We start from the raw sequence: 16,576 nt of genomic DNA, 5'->3' as shown, positions 1-16,576 counted from the left end.
GAACCCTAATCCCGGTCAGTTAGGCAAATTGGGGCCGCTTTGCGGCCCTTCGCGGGCTTGCCCGCTCCCACAGGTTTGGCGCGGGGCTCAGAAAATGCGCGGTTCCTGTGGGAGCGGGCAAGCCCGCGAACACCGGCGAAGCCGGTGCCATGCACCGTGTCGCTTTCTTCGCGGGTGAACCCGCTCCCACAGGTACCGTGTCAGCCTTCAGGCGCGGCGATCAGTGAATCGCCACGGGGTTGATGTTCACCTGGGTCGAGCCCTTGTACAGGGGCTGGCCCAGCACGAACAGGAACTCGAACGCCTTGTCCTTCACCAGCGCGCGGGTGTCGATCAGCTCCAGGTTGTAGATGCCGCGCTTGGCCAGCATGAACTGGTTGACCGGGAATTCTTCACCGGTCGGGTTCGGGTACACCTCCGAAGCCCAGGTATCGCCACCAAAGGCGACAATGCCCTGGTCAGCCAGCCACTCGGCCGCCGGCAGGTCGATGCCCGGTTCGGTGGCGAGGAACTGCTGGTTGTCCTTGCCGATCAGTTCCAGCCAACCGGTGTTGAACAGCACCACGTCACCCTTGCGCAGGGTAATGCCTTCTTTCTTGAGCACGGCCTTGATGTCGTCGACGGTGAACGAGGTGCCGCCCGGCACGATGGCCTTGCCGTAGTGAGCGGTCATGTCCAGCACCACGCCGCGGGTGACCATTGGCGGTACTTTTTCCACGCCCAGCTTGGTCACGCCTTCGACGGTGACGAAGTCGGCAGCCTTGTTGCCGTTGTAGTAGACGTTGTCGATACCGATGTGGCCGATGCCGTTGAGCTGGGTGCCGACGCCGGTCCAGCCGTTGACCAGTTCATCGTTGAAGCTGAACTTGTTGCGGCCCAGGGTCTGGCCGGCCTGTTCGCCAGGCTGGATGTTGTACAGGTGGAAGCTGCGGTGGCGGAAGGCCGGCAGGTCTTTGCTCACCGGTACGGCCAGCGGGTAGGTCTTGCCGGTCTTGACCAGGCCGACCGCCTGCTTGACCACTTCGGGGGTGAGCAGGTTGGCGGCGCCGATTTCATCCTGTTTGCCGTAGGGCGAGGTCTGCCAGTCGGCGGCCAGGGTGGCCTGGGCAGTGGTCGCCAGGGCGACGGCGAGCAGCAGGGGCTTGAAGCGTTTCATCGGGTACTCCTGATAGTGAGGCGTTGTCAGGAGCAGATTCTGCGCAGGGCCAGCTATGGGAAAAAGCGGCCCGGGGGACAATGACTTTTGCTTGCCGGTCAACAACCACCCTCGTGCAGCGCCAGGCTCTGGCGCAACTGTTCGAGCATGGCCTGGCGCAGTGCCTGCGGCGCCTGCACGCGGATCGAGCCGGCCTGGGACAGCAGCCAGCCCATCAGCGCACGGTTGTCGTCGACGGTGGCTACCAGGGTGGCGCCACCGTCCGCTTGCAGCGTCAGTTGCATATCTGCCGACAGGGGCGCCGCTTCCAGGCGCCGGGCCAGCGCATCATCGACCCAGGCGTGCAATTCGACCTGTTCCGGGGGTGTGAGCGCATCGGGCTGCAGCTGATGCGCCTCACCCAGGTTCAGGCCCGGTTGCCAGTACCAGCCGTAGGGCATGCCTTTGCTGTTGCACTGCAGCGGGAACAGCGCCGCGAGTTCGACCAGGTCGCGTTCGACGGTGCGTTTGCTGGTGATATGGCCCACGGTTGTCAGGGCGGCCTGCAACTGGGTGGAACTCATCCCCGGGTGGCGGCCGGGCAGCAGCTTGAGCAGCTGCCACTGGCGGGCGATGGTGTGACGGGTAGGGTGGCTGGGCAAAGGGTTCGTCCTTGAAGGCAGGCACGAAGCCTGCCTGGGTAGTGGCGTTTAGCTATTGCCCAGCATACCTTGTAGCAGAATGGGATCCAAGTTCTCGCACACGGCGTTCAGTCGAGGCGCGTCACCCATTTGCCTGCGCCTTGGCCCTCTTTCAGTTGCCGCAGAGCCTGTGGCAATGCCGAGAAGGTGAACTCGCGGCGCTGTGGCGCGATCAGGCTGCCATCGGCGACGGCCTGCAGCAGGCGTTCACCGGCCACGCGCAGGGCTTGGCGATCTGCCAACCGGCCATGGGCATGAATGCTGTTGAGCGCCACTTCATGCAGCGAGATCGCCGTGCCGAAGGCGGGCGTTGGCGCGGTTTCCTGGCGGTCCTGGATGCACACCAGGTGGCCGTTGTAGCCGAGCAGGTGGGCAAGGCTGCCGGCATGGGCGCCGCTGACGGTGTCGAACAGGGCATGCAGCGGGCGCTCGCCCAGGGCGGCCTGCAGTTGGTTCTGCCAGTCGGCGTCGTGGTAGTCGAACACCCCACTCACACCAAGGGCCTTGAGCGTGGCGTGGTGGCGTCGGCCAGCACTGGCCCACACGCGCAGGCCGCGTTGCGCGGCCAGTTGCGCGAGGTAGAAGCCCACCGCGCCACCGGCGCCGATCACCAGCACGTCGCGGCTGGCACCTTCGGGCACCTTGGCCAGGGCCTGCCAGGCGGTCAGGGCGGGGCAGGGCACGGCGGCCGCGGCGGTGTCGCCGAGCGCACTGGGGATATGCATCACCAGGCTGACATCCAGCAGGCAGTGCTCGGCAAAGCTGCCGTCACGCGCCAGCGATTGGTGGTAGGCAACGCGGCTGCCCAACGGCATGTCGACGCCTGCGCCAACGGCGACTACCACACCGGCGCCATCCACGCCCGGGACCGTGCCTTGCTGCCAGGCAGGGTGGCCCCACTCGCAGATTTTCCAGTCCACCGGGTTGAGGGCAATGGCGCGGTTGGCCACCAGCACCTCACCGGGGCCGGGTTGTGGCAGGGGTTTACGCAGCAGTTGCAGGCCGTCGAGGCCGGCGTTCGGGGTCCAGGCCCAGGCTTGATGATCGGTTGGCATGGTGCGGGTCCTTTCGAGACGGGTGTGGGCGGCAGGCTAGCGGGGATCGGGCGGGGGAAACAGGTGCGGTGATGGCAAGGTGTTTTGACTGGAAGACAAGAAAGCGGGGCCGCTGTGCGGCCCATCGCAGGCAAGCCAGCTCCCACAGGTACAGCACCAGCCTGGAGCCTGTGCAATTCCGGTGGGAGCTGGCTTGCCTGCGATGGGCTGCAAAGCAGCCCCAATTCATTCAGCCCCGGGTTTCGACAAGGCTGTTTTGCCTGGTAGCCGGGGTTGAATTCAGATAGCCAGGCTGTCGACCACGCCGCCGTCGACCCGCAGCGCTGCACCGGTGGTGGCGGACGAGTAAGGGGAGGCGAGGTACACCGCCAGGTGGGCGACTTCGTCGACATCGGCGGCGCGTTGGATGATCGAACTCGGCCGTGCGGTACGCACGAAGTTGTCGGCTTCTTCACGAATGCTGCGCCCGGACGCCTGGGCTGCATCAGCCACCAGCGCGGCCACGCCGTCGGTCAGGGTCGGGCCGGGCAGCACTGCGTTCACGGTGACCCCGGTGCCGGCCAGGCGCTTGGCCAGGCCATGCGATACCGCCAGGTTGGCAGCCTTGGTGACGCCGTAGTTGATCATGTCGGCAGGGATGGCGATGCCCGATTCCGAGGAGATGAACAGGATCCGTCCCCAACCTTTCTCGACCATGCCCGGGGCATAGTGGCGGGCCAGGCGCACGCCGCTCAGTACGTTGGTGTCGTAGAAGCGCGTCCACTCGCTGTCGGCCACGTCGAAGAAGTCGACGTCGTCGTAGATGCCCAGGTTGTTGACCAGGATGTCGGCCCGTGGGTGGGCGGCGAACAGGGTTTCGGCACCGGCGGCGGTGCCCAGGTCGGCGACCACGCCGTGGATCTGCCCACGGCCACCTTGCTCGCGCAGTTCGGCCAGGGCGGCATCCAGCGACTTCTGGCTGCGGCCGGCAATGACTACGTCAGCGTTGGCGCGGGCCAGGCCGCGGGCGATAGCCAGACCAATACCGCCGGTCGAGCCGCTGATGATGGCGGTGCGTCCGCCGAGGTCGATGTTCATGGAATGGCTCCTGTGGGTGAGTTGCATCGATAGGAGCCATCCTAGTGAAGCGCGGTCAGACTGTAAAAGACGTAATTCGACTGAGTTCAGACCTTGTTGGACTTATCAAGCCCTTGCTCGGCCAATGCCAGCACCCGCTCGCGGAAAATGCCCACGATCGGCCGCAAGTCGACCTGGTGCCAGACCGCCCACAACTGCTCGCTGGGCTGGAACCAGTCCAGCTGGCGCAGCACCACGGTAGGCCCGGCGCTGGCCGACAGGCTGCTTTGCACCATGGCCAGGCCCAGGCCGGCGGACACCAGGCCGAGCACGCTCAGCGGGTCGTTGGCCTCCAGCGACAGGCGCGGGGTGAAGCCGGCATCGCCACAGCGGGCGATGAAATCGTCACGCTTGTGGCCCTGGTCGGGTTGGCCACCGGTGATGATCCAGTCCTGTTCGTGCAGGTCGGCGGGGGTCAGTTCGGCCTTGCTGGCCAGCGGGTGAGCGGCCGGGATGGCCAGCAGCAATGGGTCGTCCAGCACCGGTTGGCCGCGCAGGTCGGGGTCATTCTTTGGCGGCGGCTCGCAAACCAGGGCAATGTCCAGGCTGCGCTGACGCAGGCCTTCGAACTGTTCGTTGGGGGTCATGTTGTACAGCGCAATGTGAATGTTCGGGCGCTCGCCACGAATGGCCCGCACCGCGCCAGGCAGCACGCCGGCGTGGATGGCGTGGTTGACGTAACCGATGCACAGCCCGCCTTCTTCGCCACGGCCCAGGCGCTTGCCCAGCGATTCCAGGCGCTCGGCATGCTTGAGCAGGCCGCGCGCCTCGGCCAGGAAGGTGCGCCCGTCCCTGGTCAGGTACAGGCGCTGGTTGCGCCGTTCGAACAGCGCCAGGCCAAGGTTGTCCTCCAGCTGGGCAATCTGCCGGCTGAGGGGGGATTGGGAAATATGCAGCTGCTCGGCGGCCCGGCCGACGTTCTCGCATTCGGCGACGGCTACGAAGTAGCGCAACTGACGTAGATCTTGCATGAGACCTCCTGGGACTTAACTATTAACAATTATGACTTGGAAGGTCTCGATCTTGCCAGCGTGCCATGCGTTCACTTCGTCGGGTTGATGGACACGGTCAATTGTGGGAGCAACTGTCTTGCTCAATTTCTAAAATCTAGCGCGTCACCTGTGGGAGCGGGCTTGTCCCGCGAACACGGGCGAAGCCCGTGCCATCCAGCGCGGTATTGGCTTGGTGGGCAAGCCCGCTCTCATATGAATTACGTCAGTTTCCTGATCTAGGTCCGCTTAGGCTGTGGCAAGACCAGATCCAGCCAAGGCTCGCCATTCCTGAGCATGGCATTGAGCCGTACGAGGAATACCCGCATACAGGCTACGATAGCGACCTTGGCAACTTTTCCTCGTTCGCGCAGTGCCTCATAACGAGCCTTGAGTGCTGGGTTGTACTTCATCGCCACAAGGCATGACATGTACAACGATCGCCTGGCCTCAAACCGCCCGCCTGAGATAGAGCGCTTGCCCACAAATTTTCCGCTGTCGTGGTTGAAGGGCGCCACCCCGACCAATGAGGCTATTTCTCTAGACTCGACACGCCCCAGTTCTGGCAGAAGCGTTACCAGCTTGCCCGCCGTAACCAGCCCAATGCCTTTGACCTGGACCAGCTGAGTAACCCGTTCATCTTTCAGGGCTTCCGCTTGCTGGCTGATCGCTTGCTCAACCAGCTTGATCTGCGATTTGAAGTGCTGGAGGTTGGCTTTCAGAAAGTCGGACACCACGCGGGACTGCGCCTGTTTCAGGCGCCTCAGATCGTCATCACGCTGCTGAACCAGCCGATCACGTTGCTGCAGCAATTCCCGCAACAGCGCACGTTCCGGGCTGATCCGCAGGGTGGACTGGTCTGGAATGACCTCAGCGTAGTGGGCCAGTACTTCGGCATCGATGGCGTCGGTCTTGGCTTTGACGCCGATGGATTCTGCGAACGCTCGGGCTCGCCTGGGATTGACGCGTATGACTTTGTAGCCGCCATCCTGCAAGAAATGCATGACATCTCGCTCGTAGCCGCCCGTGGCCTCCAGCAAAACGCGCTTGATACTGCGCCCGCCAAGGCTTCGCTGCAGCTCCTCGAAGCCTGCCCGATCATTGCTCACATGGATTTTTATGCCCTGTGGCCGCACCAGCGCATCGAGTGATCGACTGGAAACATCAATACCCAGGAAGGACGCCATCACCAAACCCTCCTAAACTCAACACTGTGAGAGGACTTTGGCTTGGCCCACGCTTGTGATTCGAGATCAGAGCCGCATCCAACTGTTCGGGCTCTCGCCAAAGTGGAACGGTGAATGACAGCTTGTGCTCCCACTCGTGCTCATGGCACCTGCGGCATTCAGCTTGTCATTCACCGCTCTCACTCCAGATTTTAATCCCCCATCAAGACACAAGGCCGCTCCCACAACTGACCGCGCAGGCTGGAACATTAAAGTTGACCCGCTCGCAATAGCTTGAAGATAACCTTTGCCTTCAAATCAAAACTCATTGTCCCGTCCCCACCTTTTTCCCATCCCCACGTCCCTCGAGAATTCACCCATCCCAACCTTCCACAGGTGATTCTCAAATGCCTCTCGCCTTGTTAGCCCTGACCCTGGCAGCCTTCGCCATCGGCACCACGGAGTTCGTGATCGTCGGCCTCATCCCGACCATCGCCAATGACCTGGCGGTCACCCTGCCTTCGGCCGGCCTGCTGGTCAGCCTTTACGCCCTCAGCGTCGCCATCGGCGCGCCTCTGCTCACCGCCATGACCGGCCGCGTCCCGCGCAAGCTGCTGCTGGTCGGCCTGATGGCGCTGTTCACCGCCGGTAACCTGGTGGCCTGGCAGGCGCCCAGCTACGAATCGCTGATCATGGCGCGCATCCTCACCGGCCTGGCCCACGGGGTGTTCTTCTCGGTCGGCTCGATCATCGCCACCAGCCTGGTGCCGAAAGAAAAAGCCGCCAGCGCCATCGCCACCATGTTCAGTGGCATGACCGTGGCCTTCGTCACCGGTATCCCGCTGGGTACCTTCATCGGCCAGCACTTCGGCTGGCGCGTGACCTTCCTGGTGGTGGCTGCCTTCGGCCTGGTGGCGCTGCTCGGCGCACTGCTGTTCGTGCCCAAGCGCATCCAGCACAGCCAGCCGGCACCGCTGCTGCGCCAACTGCGGGTGATGCTGCAACCGCGCCTGCTGCTGGTGTATGCCATGACGGCCGTGGGTTACGGCGGCTCGCTGATCGCCTTCACCTTCCTTGCCCCGATCCTGCAGGACATCGCCGGCTTCGGCGCCAACAGCGTCGCCCTGGTGCTGCTCGCCTACGGCGTTTCGGTTGCCCTGGGCAACATCTGGGGCGGCCGCCTGGCCGACCGCAAAGGCCCGGTCAAGGCACTGTCGATCATCTTCCTGCTGCTGGCCGTTGTGCTGCTGGCGCTGACCTTCACCGCGCCGCATCCGGTGCTGGTGGTAATCACCGTACTGGCCTGGGGCGCGGTGGCCTTCGGCAATGTGCCGGGCCTGCAGGTGTACGTGGTGCAGCAGGCGGAAAAGGTCGCCCCCGACGCAGTCGACGTGGCTGCCGGTTTCAACATCGCCGCCTTCAACCTGGGTGTGGCCGGTGGTTCCTGGGGCGGTGCCCAGGTAGTGCAACAGCTCGGCCTCGGTCACACCCCATGGATTGCCGCGCTGGTCACCCTCGGTGCCCTGGCCCTGACCCTGTACAGCGGCCGCCTCGACCGCCGCGTACCTGCCCAGCCACAACCTGTTGTCAGCCGCGCCTGACCCCTGATTCGCCTTACGGAGATGCTCATGATGACTCAAGATCCGCTGTTCCAATCCCTGCAATTCGGTGCCCTTAACCTGCCCAACCGCGTGCTGATGCCGCCGATGACCCGCTCCCGCGCTGCCCAGCCTGGCGATGTACCGACCGCGCTGATGGCCGAGTACTACGCACAACGCGCCAGTGCCGGGCTGATCGTCAGTGAAGGCACCTGGATCTCGCCACTGGGCAAGGGTTACGCCCGCACCCCGGGTATCCATACCCAGGCGCAGATCGACGGCTGGCGCCTGGTCACCGAGGCGGTACATGCCGCAGGCGGGCGCATCTTCGCCCAGCTCTGGCACGTCGGCCGCCTCAGCCACAGCAGCCTGCTCGGCGGCCAGGCACCGGTGTCGTCCTCGGCGATGCAGGCCGAAGGCGTGAACGTGTTCATCGACAATGCCGACGGCACGCCAGGCTTTGTCCAGGCCTCCAAACCACGCGCGTTGAGCGAAGCGGAAATTGCCGAGATCATCGAGCAATACCGCCAGGCTGCGCGCAACGCGATGGCAGCCGGTTTTGACGGTGTCGAGTTGCACGCGGCCAACGGTTACCTGGTCAACCAGTTCCTCGATTCTGGCGCCAACGACCGCACCGACCGCTACGGCGGTTCGCTGGAAAACCGCCTGCGTTTCCTCGACCAGGTCACCCGTGCGCTGGTCGAAGGCACCGGCGACGCCCAGCGCGTAGGCGTACGCCTGGCGCCGCTGACCACGCTCAATGGCTGCGTCGATGGCGACCCGGTCACCACCTATACCGCAGCGGCCAAGCGCCTGGGCGAAATCGGCATCGGCTACCTGCACATTGCCGAAGCCGACTGGGATGACGCGCCGGACATGCCGGTGGACTTCAAGCAACAGCTGCGGGCGGTGTTCCCCGGGGTGATGGTGTATGCCGGCAAATACACCGGCGAACGTGCACGGCGCGCGCTGGAGGAGGGCTGGGCTGACCTGATCGGCTTCGGCCGACCATTCGTGGCCAACCCGGACCTGCCGGCGCGGTTGAAACTGGATGCACCCTTGGCCGAGCACGAACGGGCCACGCTGTTTGGCGGTGATGCCCATGGCCTGACCGACTACCCGGCACTGGCAACAGCCTGACCCCGACCGCTCCTCATGGAACTGCAAATGACTCATTGAGTTAGCAGGGACCCTGTGGGAGCGGCTTTAGCCGCGAACACCGGCGCAGCCGGTGCCATGCACCGCGTTGGATTCAAAGGGCTGGGCGATCTACCACAAACACGGCTTTTCGCCTGTCGTGTCTCACCTCTGTGCTTGAGCAGCGACGACTTGTTTGTGTCCTATATATGGACCAAAATATGGCTCTCTATTGAGGGTGTAAACATGCAAAAGATATTCGCTGACGTGGCCGTAAGCGTGTCGGAACTGAAAAAGAACCCATCCGCGGTGATGACCGGCGCTGCGGGTATGCCCGTCGCCGTGCTCAATCACAACCGCGTGATGGGTTACATGGTACCGGCCGAACTGTACGAGGCCATGATGGACCGCTTGGAAGATCTCGAATTGAGCGAACTGGCCAAGTCGGGGTTGGGTGAAAAAGGCCGGTAAACATCATCAGCGGTGTAGCCATCCTGCAAACGCCGCGCGCTACGAATGAGCTTCGCTCACAATACCCCTGTTCCTCGTTGCTATTCCGTCAGCATCACAGCATTGGCGTATTTTTCCTGGTCCGGTGTGAACGTTGTCAGCATGCCGGTGTGATTACAGGTCAGGGTGAGCTCTGTTCGCGTATCGATGAACAGATCCTCGCCGCGAAGGCCCTGCCATTGCGCCAGGTACTTGAACGAACCGTACTTCATCGGTTTCTTCAAAGCGCGATCATGGCCACCTTTCCAACCTAGCACCGGGAGAGCGCCATCGGCGCAGTGCCGGGCAAGTTCTGGTTGGGCCAGAGCACGCTCACGGCCAATCTCCCAGCAGCGGATCAAGCCCTCGTCGGGCCCCTTCCATGCTTCTTCCCAGGTGATCAAGGGGCGGATGGGGTGATGAATGGGGCGTCGAATGACCCCGGTAGCTCGATCCATGACTGAGATTGTCCGTAATGTTCAGTTGGTCTGGATGCTACTAATTGGCCACTATCGTGTCCAGTGCTCGCCGACCCCAGCTCTGCGTTCAGTCAAGGCTCTGCTGCAAAGCCTCGATAAACACCTCTTCCGCGCTGCTGAAGCGTTGCTCCCTGTTCCACAGCAGGTGGATATCCACATCGGCAATCCCTTCCTGCGGCGGCAGCTTCCACAGCAACCCGGCGTCTACATCCGGCGCCACCACATGCTCGGGCAGGCAACCTATGCCAAACCCGGCAATCACCAGCCGGCGCACTTCTTCAAGGCTTGGTGACGATGCCACGATCCGCCCGGCAAACCCTTGCTGGTCGCGGAAAATGGTCAGTGGCGACAGCATGCCGCCAATCTGGTCACTGGTGAAACTGACGAAGTTCTCCCGCTGCAGGTCGCCTTCGTCCTGGCCGAACAGGGCATGGTGCTTGCCACAGAAGAACGCATAGCGCTGGCGCAGGAACAACCGTTGCTCCAGCCGTGGCTGCGCCCGCCGGTTCAGGCTGAGGCCCGCCGTGGCGGTTTTTTCCTGCAGGGCGGCGACGATGTCGGAGCTGCGCATCACGTCGATCTCCAGCTCCACCCGCGGGTGCTGGCGGTGGAAGTCGGCGAGGAAGTCGTCGAAGCGTTCGTTGACGATACGGCTGATCATCAGCAGGCGTACCTTGCCCACCAGTTCGTCCGCCGGCTGCTCCAGCAAGCCGCCAATCTGCGACATCTGCCCATAGACCTCGCCGGCCAGCTGGAACAGCTGCTCGCCCATTTCCGTCAGCACGAAACGCGGCCCGCGGCGGGCGATGAGCTGGCGGCCAAGCTGTTCTTCAAGGCGCTTGAGCGCCTGGCTCACTGCCGGCTGGGTGAGGTGCAGGCGGGCGGCCGTGCGGCTGATGGACAGCTCCTGGCCGATGACCCGGAAGGTGCGCAGCAGGTTCCAGTCGAGGCGGTCGTTGAGCAGACGGTCGGGCATGGCAGGGCTCGATAATAAGCAGGGCTAATATTTCGAATAATAAATAGAAAATTGACTAATCATAGCCCCGGGCCGATAAATCGCAGGTATCGAGGCCTGCTGAGTCGGTGCTGGCCTCTTCGGGGGCTTGCCCGCTCCCACAGGGTCACCACAAGTTTCGAATGCTGCGCAGTACCTGTGGGAGCGGGCGAGCCCGCGAAGAAGCCAATACCGATTCAACAAGCCAAGCGCCACAAGAGCGCCCCCGTGCCCCTGACAACTCCTGCCAGAACAACAAGCAAAGGAGCCCCCGTGAAGCCCACCGCTTCCCCCCAGCCACGCCGTGCTGCCGCCGCCGCGTTCATCGGTACCATGATCGAGTGGTACGACTTCTACATCTACGCCACCGCCGCCGCCCTGGTGTTCGGCGCGCTGTTCTTCCCCTCCGACAACAGCCTGTTCAGCACCATGGCCGCGTTCGGCACCTTCGCCGTCGGCTTCTTCGCCCGGCCGCTGGGTGGCATCGTCTTCGGCCACGTAGGCGACCGAATCGGCCGCAAGAAGTCGCTGGTCATCACCTTGCTGATGATGGGCATCGTCACCGTGGGCATCGGCCTGCTGCCGACCTACGCACAAATCGGCGCCAGTGCGCCGGTACTGCTGATCCTGCTGCGCATCGTCCAGGGCATTGCCGTGGGCGGCGAGTGGGGCGGGGCGGTGCTGATGGCCGGTGAGCATGCCCCCAAGGGCCGGCGCAACTTCTTCGCTTCGTTCGCCCAGCTGGGCAGCCCGGCGGGCCTGATCCTGTCGCTGCTGGCCTTCGGCGCGGTCACCCGCCTGCCGGAAGAAGACCTGATGAACTGGGGCTGGCGCGTGCCGTTCCTGGCCAGCGCGCTGTTGCTGCTGGTGGGCCTGGCGATTCGCCTGGGGGTGAACGAGTCGCCCGAGTTCATCGCCAGCCGCGAGCAGGCGGAAAAGGCCCGGCGCAAGGAGCAGGCCCCGGTATTCGAAGTGCTGCGCACGGCCTGGCGCCCGCTGTTGCTGTGCATCGGTGCCAATACCCTGGGTATTGCCGGGGTCTACTTCACCAACACCTTCATGATCAGCTACACCACCCAGCAGTTGCACCTGGAGCGTTCGTTGATCCTGGAGTGCCTGTTCTTCGTGGCGATCATCCAGTTCTGCGTGCAGCCGTTGGCCGCGTGGCTATCGGAAAAGATCGGCGCCACCCGCTTCCTGGCCCTGGTCGCGCTGCTGGCGATGGCCTCGCCGTACCCGATGTTCGTGCTGGTCAGCTCGGGCCAGGGCCCGTTGATCGTGCTCGGCATTGCCCTGGCCGCCGCGTGCATGGCGTCGTTCTACGCGGTGATCGCCGGCTACGTCAGCGGCATGTTCGACACCCGCGTGCGCTACACCGCCATTTCCCTGGCCTACCAGATCTGCGGCGCCATCGCGGGCGGCCTGACCCCGCTGATCGGTACCTGGCTGGCCCACACCTTCACCGGCCAATGGTGGCCGATGGCGGTGTTCTACACCCTGATCGCCACCATCTCGCTGGTCTGCGTGCTCGCCCTGGCGCGCCAGTACGCCCGCAGCCAGCGCCTGGAACTGGCCTGATCGAACCGCTTTTTTCTGGAGTACCCGCACATGTTGAAAAGCAATGGCGAACGCCTGTGGGCGAGCCTGATGGCCATGGCCGAAATTGGCGCTACCGCCCGTGGCGGCAGCTGCCGCCTGGCCCTGAGCGACGAGGACAAGGCTGGCCGTGAACTGTTCAGCCACTGGTGCCGCGAAGCCGGCCTGACGCTGACTGTGGATGCCATCGGCAACCTGTTCGCTCGCCGTGCTGGCAGCGACCCCGATGCAGCGCCGGTGATGATGGGCAGCCACCTCGACACCCAACCTGAGGGCGGCCGTTTCGATGGCGTCTACGGTGTGCTGGCGGGCCTTGAAGTGGTGCGCCGGCTCAATGACCTGAACATCCAGACGCGCAAGCCGCTGGAAATCGCCGTATGGACCAACGAGGAGGGCGCCCGATTCACCCCGGCCATGTTCGGCTCGGCGGTGTTCACCGGCACCCTGGCATTGGACGAAGCGCTGGCCATTCGCGATGCCGATGGCATCAGTGTCAACGACGAACTGCAACGCACCGGTTACGCCGGCCAGCGCCCGCTGGGCGGCCAGGTCGATGCCTATTTCGAGGCGCATATCGAGCAAGGCCCGATCCTTGAAGACAACGCCAAGGCCATTGGCGTGGTCAGCGGCGGGCAGGCCATCCGATGGCTCGACGTCAGGGTCGAAGGCATGGCCGCACACGCCGGCACCACGCCGATGCCGCTGCGCAAGGATGCCCTGTACGGCACCGCACGGATGATCCTGGCGGTCGAGCAACTGGCTGCCGATTTTGCCCCCGAAGGCCTGACCACGGTGGGTGAACTGTCCATCGCCAAGTCCTCGCGCAACACCATTCCGGGGCTGCTGCAGTTCACCGTCGACTTGCGTCATCACCGGGATGAAGCCATCGAGGCGATGGAGCGCGACCTGACGTTGAAGCTGCAAGCCATCGCCAATCAGCGCGGGTTGCAGGTGCGTATCGAGCGCCATTGGATAAGCCCGGCCACACCATTCGATGCCGATTGCGTAGCCGCCGTGCAGCAGGCAGTGGATGGCCTGGGTTATGCCCAGCAGTCGATCGTCAGCGGCGCCGGCCACGACGCCATCCTGCTGGCCCGCTACTGCCCGACCGCCATGGTGTTCATCCCTTGTGTCGGCGGCCTGAGCCACAACGAAGCCGAAGACGTGTTGCCCGACGACGCCCGCCAGGGTGCCGATGTACTGCTCAATGCCGTGCTGGCCCGCGCGGGCCTTATCGAACAAGGAGACGCCTGATGCGTTGCTACTTCCACCCCGAACAACTGCTGCATCACCCACGCAGCTATTACTCGCGCGGCGCCATGCGCACCCCGCAGGAAGTCCCCGAACGCGCCCAGCGCCTGCTGCAGGCGGCCAAGGATCTGGGCTTCGACATCCGTCAGCCCGAGGACGCCGGCCTCGAACCGCTCAAGGCAGTGCATGGCGAGGCCTACCTGGCCTTCCTCGAAGAGGCCCATGCGCGCTGGAAGGAAGTGCCCGAGGACTGGGGCGACGAGGTCATGTCCAACATCTTCGTGCGTGAACCCAACGCCCTGCGTGGCATCCTCGCCCAGGCCGGACGCTACCTGGCTGACGGCAGCTGCCCTGTAGGCGAACACACCTGGCGCTCGGCCTATTGGTCTGCGCAAAGCGCAGTGGCCGGTGCCAAGGCCATTCTCGACGGCGAGCCGGCGGCCTATGCCCTGTGCCGGCCGCCAGGCCACCATGCGCGCTTCGATGCAGCCGGTGGTTTCTGCTACATCAACAACGCCGCTGTCGCTGCCCAGGCCTTGCGCAGCCGCTACAGCCGCGTGGCCATCCTCGATACCGACATGCACCACGGGCAGGGGATTCAGGAAATCTTCTACGACCGCCGGGATGTGCTGTATGTGTCGGTGCATGGCGACCCCACCAACTTCTACCCGGGTGTGGCCGGGTTCGCGGACGAGCGTGGCAGCGGTGCGGGGGAGGGGTACAACCTGAACTTGCCGATGGCGCATGGGGCTAGCGAAGCGGACTTCATGGGCCAGCTGGAAATCGCGCTGTCAGCGGTGAAGGACTTTGGCGCCGAGGTGCTGGTGTTGTCGCTGGGGTTCGATATCTACGAACTCGACCCGCAGAGCAAGGTGGCGGTGACGACTGAAGGGTTTGCGGTATTGGGCGAGCGGATTCGGGCGATGCGCTTACCGTGCCTGATCGTGCAGGAAGGGGGGTATCACCTGGAGAGCCTGGAGGCGAATGCGCAGGCGTTCTTTGCCGACAAGGCGGACTGGCGATAAGTGCCAGGGGCCGGCAGCCGAGGAATGGCTGCCGGCCTCTTCGCGGGTGAACCCGCTCCCACAGGGATCGCGACGCCCTAGGGCTTTCAGCAGGGCCGTTGCTCCCAAAGGGATATCACTAACCTCAAGGCTGGTGGGAGCCATGTGGGAGCGGGTTTACCCGCGAAGAGGCCGGGGCAGGCAGCCCATCAGCGCCAGGTGGACGCACGGATAGCCGAAGCAGCCCGTTACACCCCACCCCGCCGCACATGCTTCACCAACACCTTCTCCAGCAACTCCCACATCGCCGGCTCGGTACTGAACGCCACGTTGAACCGCATCCACCCGGTCGCCTTGGCATCGACCATGAACAACTGCCCGGGCCCCAACATGATGCCTTTCTCCAGCGCATCATCCAGCAGCGCCGCGCTGTCCGGAATCGCCGGGTGGCGGGTCCAGATATACATCCCTTCATCCGACTCGATGAACAGCTCGAAGCCCAACCGATGCAGATGCCGGCCAACTTCCTGGTGCGCCTCGGCCAAACGCTGGCGCAGGCGCTTGAGGTGCTTGCGCCAGCGCCCGTCGATGATCGCGGCATACACCACGCGCTCCATCACCTGCGAAGTGGTGAGGCCAGAGCGCATCTTCAGGTGCAGCAGCTTCTGCATCAGCTCGGGGTTGGCCAGCATGTAGCCGACCCGCACATTGGGCGAAATGCTCTTGGAGTAGCTGCCCACGTACACCACCTGCTGCAGGTGGTCGAGGCTGGCCAGGCACGGCTGCGGTTCGGCGACCATGTCGGCGTACAGGTTGTTCTCCACCAGGCGGAAGCCGTGCTGGCTGGCCAGTTGCAGCAGGCGGTGCAGCTGCGGTAGCGGCGTGCGCGAGCAGGTCGGGCTGTGCAGGTGCGGCTGGGTGAAGAACGCAGTGGGGCGGTGATGGGTGAGCAACTGCTCCAGCTGGTTCAGGTCGTAGCCGGCCGGTGTGCGCGGCACGCCGACCAGGGTCGCGCCCTGGGTGCGCAGGATGCTCATCAGGTTGGGGTAGCCCGGATCGTCCACCAGCACCACGTCGCCCGGGCGCACCAGGGTGCGCGCGGCCAGGTCCAGGGCCTGGCTGGCGCCATGGGTGAGCATCAGCTGCGCCGGGTTGGCAACGATCGACAGTTCCTGCTGCAGGTTCTGTGCGGTCAGTGCACGCAGCTCCATCAGGCCCATGGGGTCGCCGTAGCCCGACAGCTCCAACGGGCTGCCGGCCACCTGGCGCAGGCCGCGGCGCAGGCCGTCTTCGTACATCCAGTCGTTTGGCAGCCAGCCGCAGCCTGGCTTGAACGGCAACTGGCGGATTTCGAAGATCTGCTGCAGGTACCACTCGGAGTTGAACGTTGGTCGACTGGTGTCGGCCTCGGCGTTGTGCGGGTCGAGCAATTCGCCCGCCGCGCGGTTGACGAAGAACCCCGCATTACCCCGGCTCACCAGCAGGCCCTGGGCGACCAGACGGTCGTAGGCCTCGACCACGGTGAAGGTGCTCACCGAATAGCTCGCGGCAAAGGCGCGGATCGAGGGGACCTTGGCGCCTGGCTTGAGGGTCTGGTTGTCGATCAACTCGCGCAGCCCGTCGATGATCTGGTTCACCAGCGGGGTCGAGGAGTCTGGATGTAATTCGAACATTCGGGGCCTTCAGGGTGCGTATCGCCCGGCGTTTGCAGGGTGTATTGCATGGGCGACCTGTACAGTGCAGTGCGAGTTTCATGCCACTGTGCATGGCTCTCTGCGTCGGACATTTTTACATTAGGTGTCAGATATCGCCACCTAAAGCATGTTCAGTTCGTCCCAGGCGCCTGCCCTGGGGCGCGTCAGCAGG

Annotated in this window: 15 protein-coding genes; 6 read left to right on the top strand and 9 right to left on the bottom strand. The window is 64.1% G+C overall.

The features are described from left to right. Positions 1–220 precede the first annotated feature (220 nt). From CAG22_RS21950 to CAG22_RS21925, 6 genes are all read right to left on the bottom strand, one after another. Positions 221–1,156: a cyclase family protein gene (locus CAG22_RS21950; RefSeq protein ID WP_025338590.1), complete on the bottom strand. Its 936-nt coding sequence runs from the start codon at positions 1,154–1,156 to the stop codon at positions 221–223. Positions 1,157–1,254: 98 nt separating this feature from the next. Continuing rightward, positions 1,255–1,797: a WYL domain-containing protein gene (locus CAG22_RS21945; RefSeq protein ID WP_025338591.1), complete on the bottom strand. Its 543-nt coding sequence runs from the start codon at positions 1,795–1,797 to the stop codon at positions 1,255–1,257. A gap of 107 nt (positions 1,798–1,904) precedes the next feature. Beyond that, entirely contained in the window at positions 1,905–2,891 is a 987-nt protein-coding gene (locus tag CAG22_RS21940) for a zinc-binding dehydrogenase (RefSeq protein WP_085706172.1), read from the bottom strand. A 279-nt stretch (positions 2,892–3,170) separates the two neighbouring features. Then, the gene (locus CAG22_RS21935) at positions 3,171–3,968 is read right to left on the bottom strand and encodes an SDR family NAD(P)-dependent oxidoreductase (protein ID WP_025338593.1); all 798 of its coding nucleotides are present in this window, start codon (positions 3,966–3,968) and stop codon (positions 3,171–3,173) included. A gap of 86 nt (positions 3,969–4,054) precedes the next feature. Continuing rightward, positions 4,055–4,978, bottom strand: coding sequence for a LysR family transcriptional regulator (locus CAG22_RS21930; RefSeq protein ID WP_085692048.1), 924 nt, complete (start codon positions 4,976–4,978; stop codon positions 4,055–4,057). A 257-nt stretch (positions 4,979–5,235) separates the two neighbouring features. Further along, a complete protein-coding gene (locus CAG22_RS21925; RefSeq protein ID WP_085706171.1) occupies positions 5,236–6,183 on the bottom strand; it encodes an IS110 family transposase in 948 nt (315 codons plus the stop codon). A 386-nt stretch (positions 6,184–6,569) separates the two neighbouring features. On the opposite strand from CAG22_RS21925, the gene CAG22_RS21920 reads away from it, so the two are divergent. The 3 genes from CAG22_RS21920 (at position 6,570) to CAG22_RS21910 (ending at position 9,368) form a co-directional block, all read left to right on the top strand. Further along, positions 6,570–7,763: an MFS transporter gene (locus tag CAG22_RS21920; protein WP_025338595.1), complete on the top strand. Its 1,194-nt coding sequence runs from the start codon at positions 6,570–6,572 to the stop codon at positions 7,761–7,763. Positions 7,764–7,793: 30 nt separating this feature from the next. Further along, positions 7,794–8,900, top strand: a complete 1,107-nt coding sequence (locus CAG22_RS21915) for an alkene reductase (protein WP_085706195.1) — start codon at positions 7,794–7,796, stop codon at positions 8,898–8,900. A gap of 243 nt (positions 8,901–9,143) precedes the next feature. Further along, positions 9,144–9,368 (top strand): type II toxin-antitoxin system Phd/YefM family antitoxin, encoded by a 225-nt coding sequence (locus CAG22_RS21910; RefSeq protein WP_085706170.1) that lies wholly within the window; start codon positions 9,144–9,146, stop codon positions 9,366–9,368. Between the two features lie 80 nt (positions 9,369–9,448). Here CAG22_RS21910 and CAG22_RS21905 read toward each other — a convergent pair whose 3' ends face one another. Both CAG22_RS21905 and CAG22_RS21900 read right to left on the bottom strand, forming a co-directional pair. Continuing rightward, a complete protein-coding gene (locus tag CAG22_RS21905) occupies positions 9,449–9,844 on the bottom strand; it encodes a hypothetical protein (RefSeq protein WP_085619223.1) in 396 nt (131 codons plus the stop codon). Positions 9,845–9,932: 88 nt separating this feature from the next. Then, entirely contained in the window at positions 9,933–10,841 is a 909-nt protein-coding gene (locus tag CAG22_RS21900) for a LysR family transcriptional regulator (protein ID WP_085706169.1), read from the bottom strand. Between the two features lie 291 nt (positions 10,842–11,132). Between CAG22_RS21900 and CAG22_RS21895 the strand changes: the two genes are divergently transcribed. From CAG22_RS21895 to CAG22_RS21885, 3 genes are read left to right on the top strand one after another with little or no spacing between them, the layout of a single operon-like run. Next, positions 11,133–12,437, top strand: a complete 1,305-nt coding sequence (locus CAG22_RS21895) for an MFS transporter (protein ID WP_025338598.1) — start codon at positions 11,133–11,135, stop codon at positions 12,435–12,437. 30 nt (positions 12,438–12,467) lie between these two features. Further along, entirely contained in the window at positions 12,468–13,709 is a 1,242-nt protein-coding gene (locus CAG22_RS21890) for a Zn-dependent hydrolase (protein WP_085706168.1), read from the top strand. Further along, positions 13,709–14,731 carry a histone deacetylase family protein gene (locus tag CAG22_RS21885; protein ID WP_085706167.1) on the top strand — a complete coding sequence of 341 codons (1,023 nt, stop codon included), beginning with the start codon at positions 13,709–13,711 and terminating at the stop codon, positions 14,729–14,731. Before CAG22_RS21890 ends, CAG22_RS21885 begins: the two co-directional genes overlap by 1 nt. Positions 14,732–14,958: 227 nt before the next feature. On the opposite strand, the gene CAG22_RS21880 is transcribed toward CAG22_RS21885, so the two are convergent. Continuing rightward, positions 14,959–16,383, bottom strand: a complete 1,425-nt coding sequence (locus CAG22_RS21880) for a PLP-dependent aminotransferase family protein (protein WP_015269943.1) — start codon at positions 16,381–16,383, stop codon at positions 14,959–14,961. Positions 16,384–16,576 lie beyond the last annotated feature (193 nt).

Source organism: Pseudomonas sp. B8(2017), from assembly GCF_002113575.1.
In the GTDB taxonomy this organism is placed as follows: domain Bacteria; phylum Pseudomonadota; class Gammaproteobacteria; order Pseudomonadales; family Pseudomonadaceae; genus Aquipseudomonas; species Aquipseudomonas putida_Z.
This window is presented reverse-complemented; position numbering and strand designations above follow the sequence as displayed.

Coding starts and splice junctions, on each gene's coding strand:
- CAG22_RS21920 (WP_025338595.1), top strand. CDS start 6,570: ATGCCTCTCGCCTTGTTAGCCCTGACCCTGGCAGCCTTCGCCATCGGC.
- CAG22_RS21900 (WP_085706169.1), bottom strand. CDS start 10,841: ATGCCCGACCGTCTGCTCAACGACCGCCTCGACTGGAACCTGCTGCGC.
- CAG22_RS21910 (WP_085706170.1), top strand. CDS start 9,144: ATGCAAAAGATATTCGCTGACGTGGCCGTAAGCGTGTCGGAACTGAAA.
- CAG22_RS21940 (WP_085706172.1), bottom strand. CDS start 2,891: ATGCCAACCGATCATCAAGCCTGGGCCTGGACCCCGAACGCCGGCCTC.
- CAG22_RS21925 (WP_085706171.1), bottom strand. CDS start 6,183: ATGGCGTCCTTCCTGGGTATTGATGTTTCCAGTCGATCACTCGATGCG.
- CAG22_RS21950 (WP_025338590.1), bottom strand. CDS start 1,156: ATGAAACGCTTCAAGCCCCTGCTGCTCGCCGTCGCCCTGGCGACCACT.
- CAG22_RS21880 (WP_015269943.1), bottom strand. CDS start 16,383: ATGTTCGAATTACATCCAGACTCCTCGACCCCGCTGGTGAACCAGATC.
- CAG22_RS21915 (WP_085706195.1), top strand. CDS start 7,794: ATGACTCAAGATCCGCTGTTCCAATCCCTGCAATTCGGTGCCCTTAAC.
- CAG22_RS21905 (WP_085619223.1), bottom strand. CDS start 9,844: ATGGATCGAGCTACCGGGGTCATTCGACGCCCCATTCATCACCCCATC.
- CAG22_RS21935 (WP_025338593.1), bottom strand. CDS start 3,968: ATGAACATCGACCTCGGCGGACGCACCGCCATCATCAGCGGCTCGACC.
- CAG22_RS21890 (WP_085706168.1), top strand. CDS start 12,468: ATGTTGAAAAGCAATGGCGAACGCCTGTGGGCGAGCCTGATGGCCATG.
- CAG22_RS21885 (WP_085706167.1), top strand. CDS start 13,709: ATGCGTTGCTACTTCCACCCCGAACAACTGCTGCATCACCCACGCAGC.
- CAG22_RS21930 (WP_085692048.1), bottom strand. CDS start 4,978: ATGCAAGATCTACGTCAGTTGCGCTACTTCGTAGCCGTCGCCGAATGC.